The sequence below is a fragment of the Kitasatospora sp. NPDC054795 genome, from assembly GCF_053611565.1.
The window spans coordinates 94,623-111,185 of the sequence record NZ_JBSHAP010000003.1; the positions used below are offsets into that span (position 1 = coordinate 94,623).

Genomic DNA, 16,563 nt, shown 5'->3' on the forward strand with positions numbered 1-16,563 from the left:
GCCGAAGCGCCCGACGCGCCCGACCGCCCTCGTGGTCGGGCGCGTCGCCACGACTGCCGCAGCCGCCCACCCGCCGCACGGCACGCCCGCCCCCCACCACCCCGCCCCCCACCACCCCGCGCCACGCCGGGCCGTCCCACGTCCGGTCGACGCCCCGTCAGTCCCGTAGCCCAGCCCTGGTGGCGGGCCCATCCGGCCGCCCGTACCGTCGACACGGCCGCACCCACCGGCCGTCACCGCCCGCGCACAGCGCGTCAGCCCACACCGCCGGCCCGTGCGGGGGACCACGACACCCGCACGAAACACCGCGCGCGCCGAAAGAAACAGGTCACCACTCATGTCCACGCGACGGGTCCACCACCTCGCCGCGGCCACCGCCGCCGCCACCGCCCTGACCACCGTCCTCGCCGCCCTGGCCGCCGCCCCCGCGGCCCGCGCCGACGGAGGCCTCCCGCTGCACCACGTCCGGCCAGGAGAATCGATTCAGCGGGCGGTCGACGCCGCCCGGCCCGGTGACACCGTCCAGCTGTTCCCCGGCACCTACCGGGGCAGCGTCCGCATCACCACCCCCGGCATCACCCTGCGCGGCGCCGGCCGGGACAGCGTGATCGTCCCGGGGGACGGCACCGAGAACGCCTGCGCCGCCGCCGGCCACGGCATCTGCGTGGTCGGCACCGAGGAGCACCCGCTGTCCGACGTCACCGTCCACGGCCTCGCCGTCACCGGCTTCCGCAAGAACGGCATCGACGCCAGCGGCACCACCGGTCTGACCGTCAGCGGCACCTACGTCCACGACAACGCCCAGCAGGGCATCAGCCAGGAGATGTCCACCCGGGCCGTCATCCGCGGCAACCGCTCGACCGACAACGGCCAGTCCGGCGTCTTCCTCGCCAACTACGCCAACCGCGAGGGCGGCTCGCCCGACACCGGCGGCACCGTCGTCGAGCGCAACGAGCTGACCGGCAACCGGGTGGGCGTCACCGTCCGCCGGTTGCGCGGGCTGGCCGTCCAGGACAACGGGATCAGCGGCAACTGCGCCGGCGTCTTCGTGGTCGGCGACGAGGGCGTGCCCCGCGCCGGGAACCTCGACGTCCGGCGCAACACCGTCGTCGGCAACAACAAGTTCTGCCCGGCCAACCCGCGCCTGGGCGCCATCCAGGGCGCCGGCATCGTGCTCACCGGCACCGAGGACACCCGGGTGACGGAGAACGAGGTCCGCGACAACACGGGCACCTCGGACTTCTCCGGCGGCATCGTCCTCTTCCGGAGCGTCGTCGGCGTCTCCAACGCCCGCGCCGTGATCACCGACAACGAACTGAGCGGCAACGGTCCGGCCGACCTCGCCGACCGCGACGCCGGCGCCGACAACACCTTCGCCCGCAACACCTGCGAGCGCTCCGAGCCGGCCGGCCGCTGCTGAGCCCCGGCGCCCCCTCACCCAGGCCGCCGGCCCGTCGATCCCCCTTCCCACCCGCGCCGCCGGCCCTCGGCCGCCCGCCTCCCGCCGCCGGCCCGTCGCCCCTCGCCGCCCGCCGCCCCAGGAACCCCCAAGGACCCGAGGAACCCGCCATGACCACCGCACCCGTCCATACCAGCCCTCAGGCCGCGATGCGCCTGCGCGAACTCGTCTTCGGCGCCGCCTGCGCCGCCGCCGTCCGCGCGGCCGCCCGGCTCGGTGTCGCCGACGTGCTCGGCGACACCCCGACCACCGTCACCGACCTCGCCGTCGCACTCGACACCGAGCCCCGCCAGCTGCGCCGCCTGCTGCGCGCGCTCGCCTGCTACGGCATCTTCGAGGCGAGCGGCGACGACCGCTTCGAGCACACCGAGATGTCCCGGCTGCTGCGCGAGGACGCCCCCAACTCGCTGCGCTACATCTCCCTCTGGTGCACCGAGCCCTGGACCTGGGAGGCCTGGCCGAGGCTGGACGAGGCCGTGCGTTCCGGCCGCAACGTCTTCCCCGAGCTGTTCGGCAAGGAGTTCTTCGACTACCTGCACAGCGACGCCGGCGACTCGGCGAAGGTCTTCGACAAGGCGATGACCACCTCCAGCCGGCAGTCCGCCGAGGACTTCGCCGAGTACCTGGACCTCACCGGAATCGACTCGGTGGCGGACATCGGCGGCGGCCAGGGCCACGTGCTGGCCAGCCTGCTGGAGAGGCACCCGGCGCTGCACGGCACCCTGCTGGACCTGCCCAAGGTGGTGGCCGGCGCCGACCCGCGGCTCCAGGACGGCGGGGCCTTCTCCGCCCGGGCCCGCCTGGTGCCGGGCGACTGCCGGGTGGAGATCCCGGTCCGCGCCGACCTCTACATCATCAAGAACATCCTGGAGTGGGACGACGACAGCACCCGCCGCACCCTCGCCAACGTGGTCAAGGCGGCCGGCTCCGGTGCCCGCGTCGTGGTGGTGGAGAACCTGGTCGACAACAGCCCCTCGATGCGGTTCACCACCGCGATGGACCTGATGCTGATGCTCAACGTGGGCGGTGCCAAGCACTCCGAGGAGAGCATGGTCGGGCTGATGGCGGAGGCCGGGCTGACGGTCACCGCGGTCCGCCCGGTCAACCCCTACCTGCACGCCTTCGAGGCCGTCGTGACGGGCTGAGCCACCGCCACCCGCCACCGCCATCCGCCGTATGACGGTACGGCGGTACGGCCACCGGCACGCACGACCGCCGGCCCCGAGCGAAGGGGGCCGGCGGTCGTCGTGTGCGCCGGTCAGCCCGGGTGCGAGGACTCCAGGTGGGCGAAGACCACGACGTTGTTCAGGTAGTCCCGCTGCTTCTTGTCGTAGGCGCCGCCGCAGGTGATCAGCCGGAGCTGTGCGTCAGGGGTCCTGCCGTACACCTTGACGTCGGGGAAGGCGTTCTTGGCGAAGGTCTCCACCGAGTCGACCGAGAACACCGCGACCGTCCCGTCCTCGCGGCTCACCTCGACCTTGTTGCCCGGCTGCAGGAAGCTCAGCAGCAGGAACACCGCCGGGCCGGTGGTGGTGTCCACGTGCCCGGCCAGGACCGCGCTGCCGCGCTCTCCCGGGGTGACGCCGTCCCGGTACCAGCCCACCAGGTTCTTGTCGTTCGGTGGTGGCGCGTCGAGTTGGCCGGCCGGGTTGACGGTCAGTTCGGTGAACGGCGCGTCCACGGCGATCTGCGGGATCCGCAGCCGGGTCGGCTTGGCGCGTCCGAGCGCCGGCGTGCGCGATGCCGCGTCCGCGTCCGCGTCCGCGTCCGCGGCGCCCGCAGGACCGGGGACGGCCGGCGCGGTGGCCGCCGGGGGAACGGGCCTGCCGTCCTCCGCGCCGAAGTCCGTGCCGGTGCCGACCGAGTTGTAGATCAGCAGCAGCCCAACCGCTGCCGTGCCCATCCCCGCGCGCAGCAGCCGGGATGCTCCAGAGGTGGGACCGCCCGTCATTCCTGTCCTCCGCTCGATCTGTTCCACGACGGCCCACCGCCCCCGGTGCGCCTGCCCCCGGGCGGGGAGGCGCCCGGAGGCGGTGGAATCAGAGGGCTTGGCGTCAGGCGACCGCGCCGGACGCGCGGCGGCCGCGGCGCAGGGCGTACGCGCCCGCCCCGAGGCCGCCGATCAGCAGCACCGCGCCGGAGGCGAGCCCGCCGCCGGCCAGCGCCATGCCGCCACCACCGGTGTGCACGCCGCCGTGCGGGCCCTTGTGGTCCTCATCCCGGCCTTCGCCGTTGCCCCGGCCTTCGCCGTTGCCCCGGCCTTCGCCGTTGCCCCTGCCTTCGTCGTTGCCCTTGTGCTCGCCGTTGCCCCGGCCTTCGCCGTTGCCCCGGCCTTCGCCGTTGCCCCTGCCTTCGTCGTTGCCCCTGTGGTCCTCGGAGATCTTCTCGGGGTTGTCCTGCTTCTCCTGCCAGGTCAGGTTCTTGGCCTGGTTGGCGGCGCCGTCGGCGAAGGCCATGGGGGTACCGACAGTGAGTACGGCGGCGACGGCCGCCCCGGCGAGCAGTGTGCGTGCAGAACGCATGAGGATGATCCTTCCGGTGCACACGACCGCGACTGCCGGCACGGTGCCGGGCAAGGGGAGTCGCAGGGGTGCGCCTGATCCACAGTCATCCACCGTGGGGCCGATTGCCATCGGAGCGTGACATTGTCGGTACGGAGAGTGAGCTTTTCGGGTGGAGTCCGCGGGTGTGTTCACTCGTACGGCCGGGTGATCCGGGTGAATCCGAGTCGGGCGAACCCGGGGCGGGGGCTCCGAGCGGAGCGGGGTCCGAGACGGCCGGGTCCGCGGCGGGGCGGTCCCGCCGGGCATGCGTGGGCCCGCCCCCGGCACACGGCCGGGGGCGGGCCCATCGGGGAGGCGCCGGGTCAGCGGTCCCAGCGGTAGAACTCCCGCGCCATCGCGTCCTTGGGCTCCCGCCAGGTGGCCGGGTCGTACGCCTGCACGTAGGCGGTCAGGCGGTCGCTGACGGTCCGGAAGTCCGGGTGCCCGACGACCTTGGCGACGGCCGGGCCCGGCGGGCGGTCGGCCTCGATCAGATGCAGGTAGACATCGCCGAACTGGAAGAGGCTGCGGCCGGTGACGCCGATCAGGTGCGGCAGCTCGCCCTGGTCGGACTCGGCGAACACCTCGGCGATGTCCGGTGCGGCCTCGGGCTTCATCCGGGCGACGATCAGCGCCCGGTGGACGCCGGTCACAGCTCCGCCGCCCGCTTCTCGACCTTCTCCCGGATCAGCTGCATCTGGATCTTCGAGTTCCGGTCGATGTGGCCGGTCATGCCGGCGTCGTCGACCGGGGCGGTCGGCTTCATCGCGAAGTCCTGGATCCAGCGCATCCTGGTGCCGGCTGGCACCTCGGCGTACTCCCAGCGGATCTCCATGAACTCGAACGGGCCGGGTTCGACCCGGCGGGCGCGCACCGAGAGCGCCTCCCGGTCGGGTTCCCGCTCGGAGACCCAGCTCCACACCTGGCCGTTCTCGTCGGGGTGCATGGTGAGCCGGAACCGGACGAGGCTGCCCTGCCGGTCCAGCACCTCCACCGAGGCGTACTCGCTGAACAGCTGCGGCCAGTTCTCCAGGTCGTTGGTCATCTCCCAGACCAGGTCGAGCGGAGCGGCGATGACGATCTCGTTGTCGGTGTGTCCGGGCATCTCAGGCACCAGCCTTCGTGGCGAGGGAGGAGTTGATCAGCTCCAGGAACTCGGCCGGGGTCTTGGCCGATTCGGCGCCCGAGGTGACCTTGAGGCCGTGCCGGTTCTCCAGCTCGCCGACCACGCCGAGCAGGCCGAGCGAATCGACGCCGAAGGTGTCGAACTCCGCGCCCGGCCGCGCCAGGTCGCCCGGGTCGACGGCGACGCCCGCCCGGGCCTTGAGCAGCTCGGCGAGTTCCGGATAACTGAGGGTGTTGCTCACAGGGGTGTCCCTTCGAAGGTGTGGGTGGTTCAGGGCCGCACGCGCCGGACGACCAGCGCGGAGTTGGAGCCCATCAGCCCGCGGCTGAGCACCAGGGCGGTGTTCAGCTCGGCCGGGCGGGCGCGGCCGGTCACCAGGGCGAGGTCGTGGCAGACCTCGGTGACGTTGGGGGTGGGCGGCAGCACGCCGTCCTCCATGGCCAGCACGGCGGCGGTCACGTCGAGCAGCGGGGCGCCGCAATAGGCCCGCCCCGTACCGGTCTTGGGTGCGGTGACCGGGACGCGCTCGGCGGCCGGGCCGAGGGCGTCGGCCAGCGCCAGGGCCTCCGCCCGGTCGGCGGCCGGCACCCCCAGGGCGTCCGCGAAGACCACGTCGATCTCCTCAGGCGCGATGCGGGCCTCGTCCAGCGCGATCCGGATGGCGGCCGCCAGCCCCTCCCGGGACTCCGCCCAGCGGGAGGCGCCGGTGAAGGTGGCGCCGTGCCCGGCCAGCAGCGCCCGGACCCGGGCGCCGCGCAGGCGGGCCGCCTGCTCGTCCTCCAGCAGCAGCATCGCGCCGCCCTCGGCGGGGGCGAAGCCGCAGGCCTGCGCGGTGAACGGCAGGTACGCCAGCTCGGCCCGCTCGGCCAGGCTGAGTTCGGGGTAGCCGAGCTGGCAGACCATCGAGTACGGCGCCAGCGGGGCCTCGGCGGCGCCGGCCACCACCGCGTCGGTGCCGCGCTCGATCGCGCGGACGGCGTGTGCGAGGGCGTCCAGCCCGCCGGCCTCGTCGCTGGCGACCACTCCGCAGGGGCCCTTGTAGCCGCCGCGGATCGAGATCTGGCCGGTGCTGGCCGCGTAGAACCAGGCGATGGACTGGTAAGGGCCGACGAACTTCGGTCCCTGGCCCCAGAGTTGCTGGAGTTCGCGCTGGCCGAACTCGCCACCGCCGGAGCCGGCCGCGGTCACCACGCCGACCGCGAAGGGCTGTTCCGGGTCGGGCCGGAACCCGGCGTCCGCCACCGCGAGGTCGGCGGCGGCCATCGCGTAGTGCGTGAAACGGTCGGTCTGCACCAGGAATCGGTTGTCGATCGTCGACTGCGGATCGAACCCGTTCACCTGGCCCGCGATCCGGAGCGGAAGCCCGGTGCAGCCCTCGCGGGATATCCGGTCGAGGACGCTCACGCCCTGCCGGGTGGCCTTCCAGAAGGCATCGGCCCCGACCCCGTTCGGTGCCACCACGCCGAGGCCGGTGACCACCGCCCGGCGGCCCTGCTGACGTGACGTCATGGATCTCACCCCGTTCTGTTGAGCACGACGGCGGACTGGAATCCGCCGAATCCGCTGCCGACCGAGAGGATGTGGCTCAGCGGCAGCTCGCGCGCGGTGCGCGGCACGTAGTCGAGGTCGCACTCCGGGTCCGGCGTCTCGTAGTTGGCGGTCGGCGGCACGACGCCGTGGGCGAGCGCCAGGGTGCAGGCGACGACCTCGATGGCGCCGATCGCGCCGAGCGAGTGCCCGACCATCGACTTGATCGAGCTCATCGGCGTCCTGAAGGCGTGCGCGCCCAGCGAGCGCTTGACCGCGGCGGTCTCGTGCCGGTCGTTCTGCTTGGTGCCCGAGCCGTGCGCGTTGACGTAGTCCACCTCGGTGCGGTCCACCCGGGCGTGGGCGAGCGCGTGGTCGATCGCCCGGGACATCTCCAGCCCCTCCTTGGTGAGGCCGGTCATGTGGTAGGCGTTGCCGAAGGTGGCGAAGCCGCCGATCTCGCCGTAGATCCGGGCACCGCGGCGGCGGGCGTGCTCCAGCTCCTCCAGGATCAGGACGGCGCCGCCCTCGCCGAGCACGAAGCCGTCCCGGCCGGCGTCGAAGGGGCGGGAGGCGTGCTGCGGGTCGTCGTTGCGCTCGCTGGTTGCCTTGATGGCGTCGAAGCAGGCGACGGTGATCGGCGAGATCGGGGAGTCGGAGGCACCGGCGACGCAGATGTCGGCGCGTCCCTCCTCGACCGCCTGGAAGCCGTAGCCGATCGCGTCCAGGCCGGAGGTGCATCCGGTGGAGACGGTCTGCACCGGGCCGTGCGCGCCGGTCCGCTCGGCCACCGCGGAGGCCAGGGTGCTGGGTGCGAAGGCCCGGTGCAGCTGTGGCTCGGCCTGCCCGGGGTCGACGTCCCAGCGGGCTCCGGCCGCGCTCACCAGGGCGTAGTCGTGCTCCAGCCGGGTGGTGCCGCCGACGGCGGTGCCGAGCGAGACGGCGATCCGCCACGGATCCTCGGCGGCCAGGTCCAGGCCGGCGTCGGCGAGCGCCTCGTCGGCCGCGACCATCGCGAACTGCACGTAGCGGTCGGCCCGTTGGACGTCCGCCGGGCCCAGTCCGTGGGCCGCAGGGTCGAAGTCGACCTCGGCGGCGATCCGGGAGCGGAACCCGGTGGGGTCGAAGAGCGTGATGCCCCGGGTCGCGGTGCGGCCGGCCGTCAGCAGGTCCCAGAACGCCGGGACGCCGACCCCGCCGGGAGCGACCACACCGATCCCGGTGACGGCGACGCGCCGGGTCACGAGCCCACCTTGGCGTGTTCCGGCGGTCCGGACGCCGCGGTCCCCTCGGTGCTCACGTGGCCGAGGTCGGGGCGGGGGGCGAGCGGGCCGAGGTGGAAGACCATCCGGGCCTCGGTGTCGCCGACGTTGCGGAAGCGGTGGCGCATGTTGATCGGGATCATCAGGCCGTGGTCCGGCTTGAGCGGATGGGGCTCGCCGTCCAGGTCCACCTCAAGGTCGCCGCAGACGACGAACACGAACTCCTCGGAGTACGGGTGGTAGTGCTCGCGGATCCGCTCGCCGGGCTTGACGATCGCCAGGCCCATGAAGCCGCTGGTCGCGCCGCAGCTGGTCGGGGTGAGCATGGTGCGCAGCTCGGCGCCGTGGCGGCGGTTCTCCGGCGCGTCGTGGACGCTGACGATCCGTGGGGACTGGGTGGTCATGGAGTTCTCCCGTGAGATGACGGAGCGTCAGTTGTTGATCGGGTCGGCGGAACTGCGGTCGGTGACCGGGTTCATGGCGCGGGCGGCGAGGAAGGCGCCGAGCCCGGTGGCGGTGCGCAGGTCGCTCTGCGGTCCGAGGTCCAGCAGTCCGGCGAGCACGGCGGCCTGCCGGTCGTCGGCCACGCCGAGGGCGGCGGCGGGGTCGGCCTCGGCCGGCACCCGCAGGTCGACCAGGCGCACCACCACGTCCTCGCGGTGGAAGACGGTGGCGGCCGCGACCGGCCCGGTCGGGTCGGCGGTGGCCAGGTTGTCGTGCTCGGCCAGCAGTTCGGCCACGTCCTGTCCGCGGCCCGGACGGACCGGGTAGAGCACGGCGTGCCGGTGCAGCCGGCCGGAGGCGGGGGAGCTGGCGATCGCCTGGTGCCGGGCGGGCAGTGCGGCCCTGGCGAAGAACGCCCGGGCGGCCTGCGGGTCGCCCAGCTGCCGGGCCTCCTCCAGGTGCGGGTTCAGCGCCTCCTCGACGGCCCGCACCTCGGGCTGCATCGCCACGTGGCGCAGCGCGTCGCCGAGGTTGCCGACCACCTCGACGGCGCGGACCACCCGGTTGCCGAGCATGAACAGCGAGGTGCGGCGCAGCCGGGTGTGCTCGTCGACCTCGGCCCGGGGGGAGGCATAGCCGGACAGGATGCGGGCCACCTCGGGCTCGCTGCCGGGCTTGACGGTGAAGGTCAGCGCGTGGCGGACCACGCCGTCCGGGCCCGGCGGGGCCTTGGGCGGGCCGACGTGCCCGGCCGGGGTGGTGCGCGGCAGCCCGGGCGGCACCTCCATCGGTGCCCGGGTGCCGGTGGAGCCGGCGGCGGAGGTCTCGCGCAGCACGGCGTAGCGCAGCGAGCGGAAGTTGTCGCTGACGCAGCCGTGCATCGGCTTGACCATCTCCCGGTGGGCCGGGCTGTCCACCCACTCCAGGAAGGTCTCCTGGTCCTTCCACTCGCTGGTGATCAGCCACTGGCGCGGGTCGTTGATCGACTGGCACAGCTGGTCGCTGACGTGGCCCGGGACCGAGGCCACCTGGTGGCGCAACTGCTCGTACACGTCGAGGAAGCGCTGCTGGGCGCCGTCCTGGATCTCCAGCATCAGCACCACTCGCAGCCGGGTGTCGGCCTCGTCCTGCTGCTTCGGCTGGGGTTCGGACAGAGTTGTCATGATCCACTTTCTGCTCTGGGCCGCACGCTGCGGGCCGTGTCGGCCGTGCCCGGCGGGTGCTCCCCGGCCTGGGAGGGCGGTGCGACGGCGGTTCGGCCGGGCGAGTCGGCGCCAGGCCTGAGGTCGATCGTGGGCGGCGCACCGGGCGCGGCGCGAGATTTGCGGGCCATCCGGGCGAAGGGGCGGCACGGGCCGCCTCCGGCGGGGGATGGAAGAGCCGGGCCCCGGCTGAGCGGGCCCGTCGAGGGCGGCGCCGAGCCCAGTCGCCGGGCCGCGGAATCCCCTGACAGGGCGGAGCAATCGATGAATCCGAAGATTGACGACCGGGTGCCGGTCCTGATCGTGGGGGGCTCGCTGGTCGGGCTGTCGGCCTCACTCTTCCTCGGCCGGCTCGGGGTCCGGCACCTGCTGGTCGAGAAGCACGCCGACACCTCGCACCACCCGCGGGGGCGCGGCAACAACGTGCGGACCATGGAGCTGTTCCGGGTGGCCGGGATCGAGCCGGCGATCCGCGAGGCGGCCTCGATCCTGGCCCCCAACCACGGCATCCTCCAGGCGCCCTCGCTGACCGGCGCCGAGCAGGAGTGGCTGTTCCGGGAGATCGACCCGGGCGGCCGGCTGGCCCGGTTCAGCCCCAGCTCCTGGTGCCTGTGCAGCCAGAACGACCTGGAGCCGGTGCTGCGGCGGGCGGCCCGCGAGCTGGGCGGCGCCCTGCGGTTCAGCACCGAGCTGATCTCCTTCGAGCAGGACGCGGACGGCGTCACCTCGGTGCTGCGCTGCCGGGAGAGCGGCGAGGAGCGGGTGGTGCGCTCGGACTTCCTGATCGCCGCGGACGGCCCGCGCAGCCCGGTCCGGGAGAGCCTGGGCATCGGCCGGTCCGGCAAGGGCGAGCTGTTCCACAACGTCAGCATCACCTTCCGGGCCAAGCGGCTGGCCGAGGTGGTCGGCGACCGGCACTTCATCGCCTGCTACCTGACCAACCCGGAGGCGGACGGCGCGCTGCTGCCGGTGGACAACCAGGAGGAGTGGGTCTTCCACGCGCCCTGGCACCCGGAGGACGGCGAGCCGCTGGAGGCCTTCACCGACGAGCGCTGCGAGCGGCACATCCGCACCGCCGTCGGCCTGCCGGAGCTGGACGTCGAGGTCACCGGCCGGGCTCCCTGGCACGCCGCCGAGCGGGTGGCCGAGCGGTACGGCGCCGGGCGGGTCTTCCTCGCCGGGGACTCCGCCCACGAGATGTCCCCGACCGGGGCGTTCGGTTCCAACACCGGCATCCAGGACGCCCACAACCTGGCCTGGAAGGTCGCCGCCGTGCTGTGCGGCTGGGCCGGGCCGCGGCTGCTGGAGACGTACGGGCAGGAGCGCCTCCCGGTGGCCCGGGTGACCGGAGAGCGGGCCTCGGCCCGGTCCGCCGAGCACAGCCACCCGGGCTACGCGGTGGCGCCGGGCGTGGGCCGGCAGGCCGGGGTGCTGGCGGTGGCGCTGGGCTACCGCTACCCGGTGGGCGCGGTGATCGGCGCGGACCGGGCCGGGCCGGTGGTCCCCGAGCAGTTCGAGTCGGCGGGCGAACCGGGCAGCCGGGCCCCGCACCAGTGGCTGCGGCGCGCGGGCGTGAAGCTCTCCACGCTGGACCTGTACGAGCAGGCGATGGTGCTGCTCACCGGCCCCGAGGGCGGGGCCTGGCAGGCGGGCGGCAGGCGGGCGGCCGACCGGCTGGCCGTCCCGCTGGACGGCTTCCGGATCGGCGACGGCGCCGAGGACGATCTGGCGCCGGAGCCGGGCGCGGACTTCGCCGCGCTGCACGGCATCGGCCCGCAGGGGGCGGTGCTGGTCCGCCCGGACGGCTTCGTCGCCTGGCGCTCGCCCGGTCCGGCGCAGGACGCGGAGGCCGAGCTCGTCACGGCGCTGCGGACGGTGCTGAGCCTCTGAGGACGCGGAAGGGCCCGCCGGTCGCACGGCCGGCGGGCCCTTCCTGTCGGTCGGCGGCGGTCAGTGGCCGCCCTCGTCGACCACCTCGACGTCGGCGATCTCCTGCTCGATCGCGTCGGTCGGCAGCGCCACCCGGATCGCCCAGTAGTAGATGACCAGCGAGAACACCGACACCAGGGCCATGTCGGCCCACATCGGGATGTTGCCGGTGCCGTCCCCGAAGCTGCCCTGCCAGGAGATCAGGCCGAGGCCCACCAGGTAGGGCGGCAGCCACTGGGCGGACTTCCAGCTCAGCCGGGGCGCGTTCGGCAGACCCTTCTTGATCGCGTACGCGGCGTAGCTGCCGAGCAGGACGTAGCCGAGCACGATCGCGATGCCCAGGCGCGAGAGGGTGTGCCAGCCGGACCAGTAGATGATCAGGCTGGAGACCACGAACGCGGCCGGGGAGATCAGCTCGCCCGCCGGCAGCCGGTAGGGGCGCTCGTGCTCGGGCAGGCGGCGGCGCATCGCGCCGAAGGCCAGCGGGGCGCCGGCGTACATCAGCACGCTTGCGGAGGTGATGAAGCCGACCAGCTCCTGCCAGCTCGGGAACGGCAGGAAGCAGATCACGCCGGTGACGAAGGCGATGACCAGGCCGAACCACGGCACGCCGTTCTTGTCGAGCTCCTCGAACCTCTGCGGGGCGTAGCCGTTGCGGCTCAGGCCGTAGGAGATGCGCGAGGTGGAGGTGGTGTAGATCAGGCCGCTGCCGCCGGGGGAGATCACGGCGTCCATGTAGAGCACCCACGCCAGCCAGCCGAGGCCGACCACGGTGGCGAGGCCCGCGAAGGGGCCGTCGATGCCGGGGAAGTCGAGCTTGTCCCAGCCGTTGGCGAAGGCGCTGACGGGCAGCGCGCCGATGAAGACGACCTGGAGCAGGGTGTAGATCAGGCTGCCGATGGCGACCGAGCCGAGCACGGCGCGGGGGATGTCGCGCTTGGGGTTGCGGCTCTCACCTGCGAGCTGGATGGCCTGCTCGAAGCCGAGCAGGGCGAAGATGATGCCGCTGGTGCTGATCGCCGCCAGCACGCCCTGGGCGCCGAACGGCGCGAAGCCGTGCGAGGTGAAGTTGGAGCCGTGGAAGTTGGTCGCGGCCAGCACGAAGATGGTGAGCAGCGGGACGAAGATCTTCAGCCAGGTGGCGATGTTGTTGGTGCGGGCCAGGACGCGCACCCCGAGGAAGTTCACCGCGACGAACACCGCCATGAGCACGGTGGAGACGGCGAAGCCGCTGGCCGTGAGGGTGTTGTTGTCGTTGAGCAGGCCGCCCGCCCAGGACCAGTGCCGGGCGTAGCCGATCATCGCCTCGACCTCGATCGGCGCGACGGTGGCCGCCTGCAGCCAGGAGAACCAGCCGAAGGACATGCCGGCCAGGCCGCCGAAGGCGTAGTGCGGGTAGCGCGCGGTGCCGCCCGAGACCGGGAACATGCTGCCGAGCTCGGCGTGCACGAGCGCGAGCAGCACGATCGCGACGGTGCCGATGCCCCAGGACAGGACGGCGGCCGGGCCCGCCGCCATGACGCCCTCCTTCGCGCCGAACAGCCAGCCGGAGCCGATGATCGATCCGACCGAGGCCCACATGAGGCCGATGAGTCCGACGTGCCGCTTGAGCGACCGGTGGGTGGTCCCGGATTCGGAGCCGGTGCCCTGATCGGGCGGGGAGATCTGGTTGAGGGAAGCCATGAACGATCTCTCTGTGGGTGGGGGCCCCGAGGTGGGCGGAGCGATGAGAGTTGCCACACAGTAGGACTTTTCAGCGGCCCCTGCACAGATTTCATTACTGAATATTTACATTCTTTTCTGGACGTCCCTGCAGGTAGGAGGCTGTCTGTTCAGTTGTCTGTTACGTGACTGGTGAGTAGGTTCACCATTTGAGCGTGAACTGAGCTTCCCTCTCGGGCTCCGGCAATATGGAGCACGCGCCCATGCATGGAAGTGACGGTTTCCGCATGGTCATGCCGGTCGGCGGACGTGGGTCGGTGGGTGTCGAGCGACGGTTGCGGGTGGGCGTGAAGAGGTCCCGCGATCCGATCGACCGGATCGCGGGACCTCCACGCAGTGTTGCCCCGATGTGCCGTGGACGTGCTGGGTTCAGCTCTCCGGGTCACGGGGCGGTCGCTGCTGCGCCGCCGCAGTGATCATCGTTCGCGGGCAGGGCGCGTGGACCTGTGGGAGGATGCCCATATAGGTGCCCCGGCCCGATTACGGCGGGCCGGGGCTCCACTTATGCCGTTGGATCAGTTCTTCCTGTCGTAGTCGCGCCCGCCGCCGAAGCCGAAGCCGTGGTGCACGACCCGGAAGCTGCCGACGACGCCGTCCTCGACCTCGATGCCTTCACCGTGGTGGTGCGGGCGCACACCGTCGCTGGAGCTGTGGGGCCCGACGGTGGCGATGGGGGCGCCGTTGTCGCAGACCGCGCCGCTGAAGAGCTCGATGGTCCGGTGGCTGTCGTTGCGGACGTTGAGCGACTTCGCGCCCAGGCCGCTGATCACGGTGATGCAGCCGAAGTCGTCGGCGGAGTACGACCGCTCGTTGACGTGGATGATGCCGCGGTGCTCGCGACGCCCCTCGTCCTTGCCCTCGTTGCCCTTCGTGCCGCCGTCGAGCGGAGCCAGGGCGGGAGCGGCCGCCGGGGCGGGAGCGGCCGCCGGGGCGGGAGCCGCCGCCGGGGCGGGAGCGGCCGCCGGGGCGGCCTTCTGAACGACCGGGGCCGCCGCCACGGGCTCGGAAGCGGCCGACGCGTAGGTGATGCCGGTCACGGCCACGGCCGCCGACGCCGCGAGGACAATGGCGGTGGTCATGTTCTTCATGGACCTTCTCCTGGTTTCCTGTTCTGGACTGGATCGGCTTGGTGCCGACATGAATGAACGTATCGGCGGACTAACTGCCTGTCATATTAATCCGCGCCAAATGGTTGACGCTGGGGGCCGAATGGGTGGTCAGATGCGCTATCGAACTGCCTCCCCAGTCGATTTGGCTGGCTGTCACGTTTTCTCAAATCCCCTGATTCCAAGACGAGTTGACGGTTCGGACGAGGTCGGTGAGATTGCGCCCGGGCCGGCTCGCTCATTTGGAGTGCTGCCGGCTCGTCTGCGGTGGCCGGACCGGAATGACGGCATGCCAAATCGCGGGCACCGAGGTTCGCGCCGAGGGGCTGTGCCGGGTCGGGTGGCCGCGGGGAGTGCCCGCCGCTGCCGCCCTCGGGGAGGCCGCCGGTTCCGACCCGCCCGCGCGGGCCGCCATCGGCGCGGTGCTCGTACGTCGCTCTCGGCGTCAGGAGGGTTGACGGTTCAGCGGACTACTTCGACCAGCCTCGACGGATCGGCGTCGGATCCGCGGAGCCGGACGGCGATGCACCCGCCGTCCACCTGGTCCAGCGCGGCCGACGCGGTGGAAGCGGCGTGCTCGACGGGGGTCCGACGCCCGGGGGACTCGATCTCGTCGCAGGTCGGCTGGTCCGTGGTGTCTCGTAGTCGGCCCGAGCGGGCCGGAAACGATCACCGAACGGCGGCGTAGGCTGTTCCCATGCGTCTCGTGATCCTCCCGCCGCCGGTCCGCTAGCGGGCGGCGAACTCCACCCACTCCGGCCCGACGGACCAGTCCGCGGCCGGGGCGATGAATGCCGCCCGCGCACCCAGCGGACCCGAACCGGCAACTCATCGTGGAGTACCGACGCATGACCTCGTACGCCGCCGTGCCCTTCCGGCACGGCCTCCTGTCCATTTCCGCCGCCGCCGTCGCCTGGGGCGTGGGCGGCGCCCTGTCCGCGCTGCTGATGCGCACCGGCGGGCTCGGCCCGGCGGGCGTCTCCTGCTGGCGCTTCGGCGTCGCCGCGCTCTGCCTGGCCCTGCTGCCGAACCGTGCACCGCGCGGCGAGCGGGGCGGTGAGCGGGGCGCCGCCCGGTGGCGCGCCGCCGTGCTGACCGGGCTCGGCCTGGCGGTCAGCCAGTGCGCCTACTTCGGCTCGGTGCGGTACGCCGGGCTCGGGCTGGGCACCCTGATCACCATCGGCGCCGGGCCGGTGTTCACCAGCCTCGGCGCCCACCTGCTGCTCGGCGAGCGACTGACCCGTCGAGCGGCGGCCGCGGTGGCGTTGGCCCTGGCCGGGCTCGCCCTCCTGGTGGCCACCCCGGCGGCGGGCCCGCGCCCGGCGCTCGGCGTCGCGCTGGCCGTCCTCGCCGGCGCCGGCCAGAGCGGCCTCACCCTCTGGGCCCGCGGCGCCGGCTCGGCCCGGGCCGGCACCGGCGCCTTCACCACCGGCCTGCTCTGCCTGCTCCCGCTCGCGGCCGTCCAGGGTGCCCAGGGCGTCCTGCCGACGGGCGGGGACCCGGTGGTGACCGCGGTGGCGCTGCTCTTCCTCGGTACGGTCCCCACCCTGTTCGCCTACCGCTGGTACTTCACCGGCCTGACCGCCGTGCCCGGCACCACGGCCGCGGTGCTGGTCCTGCTGGAGCCCGCGACCGCGGCGGTGATCGGCGTGCTGTTCCTCGGCGAGCCGCTGACGGCGGGCCTGCTGGCGGGCTCGGCGCTGCTGCTCGCGGCCATCGCGGTGCTGGCGCGGGAGTAGCCGGGGCGGGCGGCCACCCGGGCGGGCGTCCCGTGGTCGCCGGGAGCCCGGCGGCGTGCTGTCGTGGTCCGCATGAACAGCTCACTCCCGGCCCGGGTGGCCGCCGCGACGGCCTCCGTCCTCCTGCTCACCGCCGCCGCCGGTCCGGCGGCGGCGAGCGGGCGCCGGGACGTCACCGCGGGCACGTGCCGGAGCGCGGGCGGGCACGTCGAGGGCAGCGGCTACTGCGTCGACGCGGCCGGTGAGGACGGCTGGGGCCAGCCCATCGACGGCCAGGCGATCAACCCGGATCCGCGGCCCGGGGAGGAGTGAGCGCGGTCCGGTGCCCCGCCCCGGGCGCAGGGTACGACGACGGCGCTCCTGAAGCCGGAGTGCTCGGTTGAGGCCGGTGCGCTCGGCCGTGCGTTGCCCGGGGCCGGGCGCCCGGCCCCGGGCCGTCCGGGGCCCACCCCCCCCCCCGGGCGCGGGGCGCCCCGGCGCCGGCCCCGGACCGCGCCGCGCCCG

16 protein-coding genes are annotated in these 16,563 nt (G+C 73.3%); 5 read left to right on the top strand and 11 right to left on the bottom strand.

The genetic code is table 11. From position 1 onward, the window contains the following. Nucleotides 1-337 precede the first annotated feature (337 nt). The gene (locus ACWGJO_RS02000) at nucleotides 338-1,420 is read left to right on the top strand and encodes a right-handed parallel beta-helix repeat-containing protein (RefSeq protein WP_452181703.1); all 1,083 of its coding nucleotides are present in this window, start codon (nucleotides 338-340) and stop codon (nucleotides 1,418-1,420) included. A gap of 149 nt (nucleotides 1,421-1,569) precedes the next feature. Next, nucleotides 1,570-2,604 carry a methyltransferase gene (locus ACWGJO_RS02005; RefSeq protein WP_452181704.1) on the top strand — a complete coding sequence of 345 codons (1,035 nt, stop codon included), beginning with the start codon at nucleotides 1,570-1,572 and terminating at the stop codon, nucleotides 2,602-2,604. Between the two features lie 113 nt (nucleotides 2,605-2,717). On the opposite strand, the gene ACWGJO_RS02010 is transcribed toward ACWGJO_RS02005, so the two are convergent. From ACWGJO_RS02010 to ACWGJO_RS02050, 9 genes are all read right to left on the bottom strand, one after another. Continuing rightward, a complete protein-coding gene (locus ACWGJO_RS02010; protein ID WP_452181705.1) occupies nucleotides 2,718-3,410 on the bottom strand; it encodes a class F sortase in 693 nt (230 codons plus the stop codon). A gap of 103 nt (nucleotides 3,411-3,513) precedes the next feature. Continuing rightward, complete coding sequence (locus ACWGJO_RS02015; protein WP_452181706.1) at nucleotides 3,514-3,981, bottom strand: hypothetical protein; 468 nt, start codon at nucleotides 3,979-3,981, stop codon at nucleotides 3,514-3,516. A 344-nt stretch (nucleotides 3,982-4,325) separates the two neighbouring features. Continuing rightward, nucleotides 4,326-4,655 (bottom strand): TcmI family type II polyketide cyclase, encoded by a 330-nt coding sequence (locus ACWGJO_RS02020; protein ID WP_359912339.1) that lies wholly within the window; start codon nucleotides 4,653-4,655, stop codon nucleotides 4,326-4,328. Beyond that, entirely contained in the window at nucleotides 4,652-5,107 is a 456-nt protein-coding gene (locus tag ACWGJO_RS02025; protein ID WP_452181707.1) for an SRPBCC family protein, read from the bottom strand. Before ACWGJO_RS02025 ends, ACWGJO_RS02020 begins: the two co-directional genes overlap by 4 nt. 1 nt (nucleotide 5,108) lies before the next feature. After that, the gene (locus tag ACWGJO_RS02030) at nucleotides 5,109-5,369 is read right to left on the bottom strand and encodes an acyl carrier protein (RefSeq protein WP_359912333.1); all 261 of its coding nucleotides are present in this window, start codon (nucleotides 5,367-5,369) and stop codon (nucleotides 5,109-5,111) included. 29 nt (nucleotides 5,370-5,398) lie between these two features. Continuing rightward, nucleotides 5,399-6,637, bottom strand: coding sequence for a beta-ketoacyl synthase N-terminal-like domain-containing protein (locus ACWGJO_RS02035; protein ID WP_452181708.1), 1,239 nt, complete (start codon nucleotides 6,635-6,637; stop codon nucleotides 5,399-5,401). Nucleotides 6,638-6,642: 5 nt separating this feature from the next. Then, a complete protein-coding gene (locus ACWGJO_RS02040) occupies nucleotides 6,643-7,899 on the bottom strand; it encodes a beta-ketoacyl-[acyl-carrier-protein] synthase family protein (protein WP_452181709.1) in 1,257 nt (418 codons plus the stop codon). After that, nucleotides 7,896-8,321 carry a cupin domain-containing protein gene (locus ACWGJO_RS02045; protein ID WP_359912324.1) on the bottom strand — a complete coding sequence of 142 codons (426 nt, stop codon included), beginning with the start codon at nucleotides 8,319-8,321 and terminating at the stop codon, nucleotides 7,896-7,898. The genes ACWGJO_RS02040 and ACWGJO_RS02045 overlap by 4 nt, the downstream gene beginning before the upstream one ends. Before the next feature lie 27 nt (nucleotides 8,322-8,348). Beyond that, complete coding sequence (locus ACWGJO_RS02050; protein ID WP_452181710.1) at nucleotides 8,349-9,524, bottom strand: SchA/CurD-like domain-containing protein; 1,176 nt, start codon at nucleotides 9,522-9,524, stop codon at nucleotides 8,349-8,351. Between the two features lie 303 nt (nucleotides 9,525-9,827). On the opposite strand from ACWGJO_RS02050, the gene ACWGJO_RS02055 reads away from it, so the two are divergent. Further along, nucleotides 9,828-11,453, top strand: a complete 1,626-nt coding sequence (locus ACWGJO_RS02055; protein WP_452181711.1) for an FAD-dependent oxidoreductase — start codon at nucleotides 9,828-9,830, stop codon at nucleotides 11,451-11,453. A gap of 60 nt (nucleotides 11,454-11,513) precedes the next feature. Here the strand turns inward: ACWGJO_RS02055 and ACWGJO_RS02060 are convergent, their stop codons facing one another. Beyond that, nucleotides 11,514-13,175, bottom strand: coding sequence for an APC family permease (locus ACWGJO_RS02060; RefSeq protein WP_452181712.1), 1,662 nt, complete (start codon nucleotides 13,173-13,175; stop codon nucleotides 11,514-11,516). A 554-nt stretch (nucleotides 13,176-13,729) separates the two neighbouring features. Continuing rightward, nucleotides 13,730-14,302: a hypothetical protein gene (locus ACWGJO_RS02065; protein ID WP_452181713.1), complete on the bottom strand. Its 573-nt coding sequence runs from the start codon at nucleotides 14,300-14,302 to the stop codon at nucleotides 13,730-13,732. Nucleotides 14,303-15,168: 866 nt separating this feature from the next. On the opposite strand from ACWGJO_RS02065, the gene ACWGJO_RS02070 reads away from it, so the two are divergent. After that, entirely contained in the window at nucleotides 15,169-16,059 is an 891-nt protein-coding gene (locus ACWGJO_RS02070; RefSeq protein WP_452181714.1) for a DMT family transporter, read from the top strand. 72 nt (nucleotides 16,060-16,131) lie between these two features. Next, nucleotides 16,132-16,371: a hypothetical protein gene (locus ACWGJO_RS02075; protein ID WP_452181715.1), complete on the top strand. Its 240-nt coding sequence runs from the start codon at nucleotides 16,132-16,134 to the stop codon at nucleotides 16,369-16,371. Nucleotides 16,372-16,563: the final 192 nt, after the last annotated feature.

Bases quoted from the DNA above. Each gene is read 5' to 3' on its own strand.
- ACWGJO_RS02005 (WP_452181704.1), top strand. From the start codon at position 1,570: ATGACCACCGCACCCGTCCATACCAGCCCTCAGGCCGCGATGCGCCTG.
- ACWGJO_RS02000 (WP_452181703.1), top strand. From the start codon at position 338: ATGTCCACGCGACGGGTCCACCACCTCGCCGCGGCCACCGCCGCCGCC.
- ACWGJO_RS02070 (WP_452181714.1), top strand. From the start codon at position 15,169: ATGACCTCGTACGCCGCCGTGCCCTTCCGGCACGGCCTCCTGTCCATT.
- ACWGJO_RS02065 (WP_452181713.1), bottom strand. From the start codon at position 14,302: ATGAAGAACATGACCACCGCCATTGTCCTCGCGGCGTCGGCGGCCGTG.
- ACWGJO_RS02035 (WP_452181708.1), bottom strand. From the start codon at position 6,637: ATGACGTCACGTCAGCAGGGCCGCCGGGCGGTGGTCACCGGCCTCGGC.
- ACWGJO_RS02050 (WP_452181710.1), bottom strand. From the start codon at position 9,524: ATGACAACTCTGTCCGAACCCCAGCCGAAGCAGCAGGACGAGGCCGAC.
- ACWGJO_RS02025 (WP_452181707.1), bottom strand. From the start codon at position 5,107: ATGCCCGGACACACCGACAACGAGATCGTCATCGCCGCTCCGCTCGAC.
- ACWGJO_RS02060 (WP_452181712.1), bottom strand. From the start codon at position 13,175: ATGGCTTCCCTCAACCAGATCTCCCCGCCCGATCAGGGCACCGGCTCC.
- ACWGJO_RS02010 (WP_452181705.1), bottom strand. From the start codon at position 3,410: ATGACGGGCGGTCCCACCTCTGGAGCATCCCGGCTGCTGCGCGCGGGG.
- ACWGJO_RS02055 (WP_452181711.1), top strand. From the start codon at position 9,828: ATGAATCCGAAGATTGACGACCGGGTGCCGGTCCTGATCGTGGGGGGC.
- ACWGJO_RS02045 (WP_359912324.1), bottom strand. From the start codon at position 8,321: ATGACCACCCAGTCCCCACGGATCGTCAGCGTCCACGACGCGCCGGAG.
- ACWGJO_RS02075 (WP_452181715.1), top strand. From the start codon at position 16,132: ATGAACAGCTCACTCCCGGCCCGGGTGGCCGCCGCGACGGCCTCCGTC.
- ACWGJO_RS02015 (WP_452181706.1), bottom strand. From the start codon at position 3,981: ATGCGTTCTGCACGCACACTGCTCGCCGGGGCGGCCGTCGCCGCCGTA.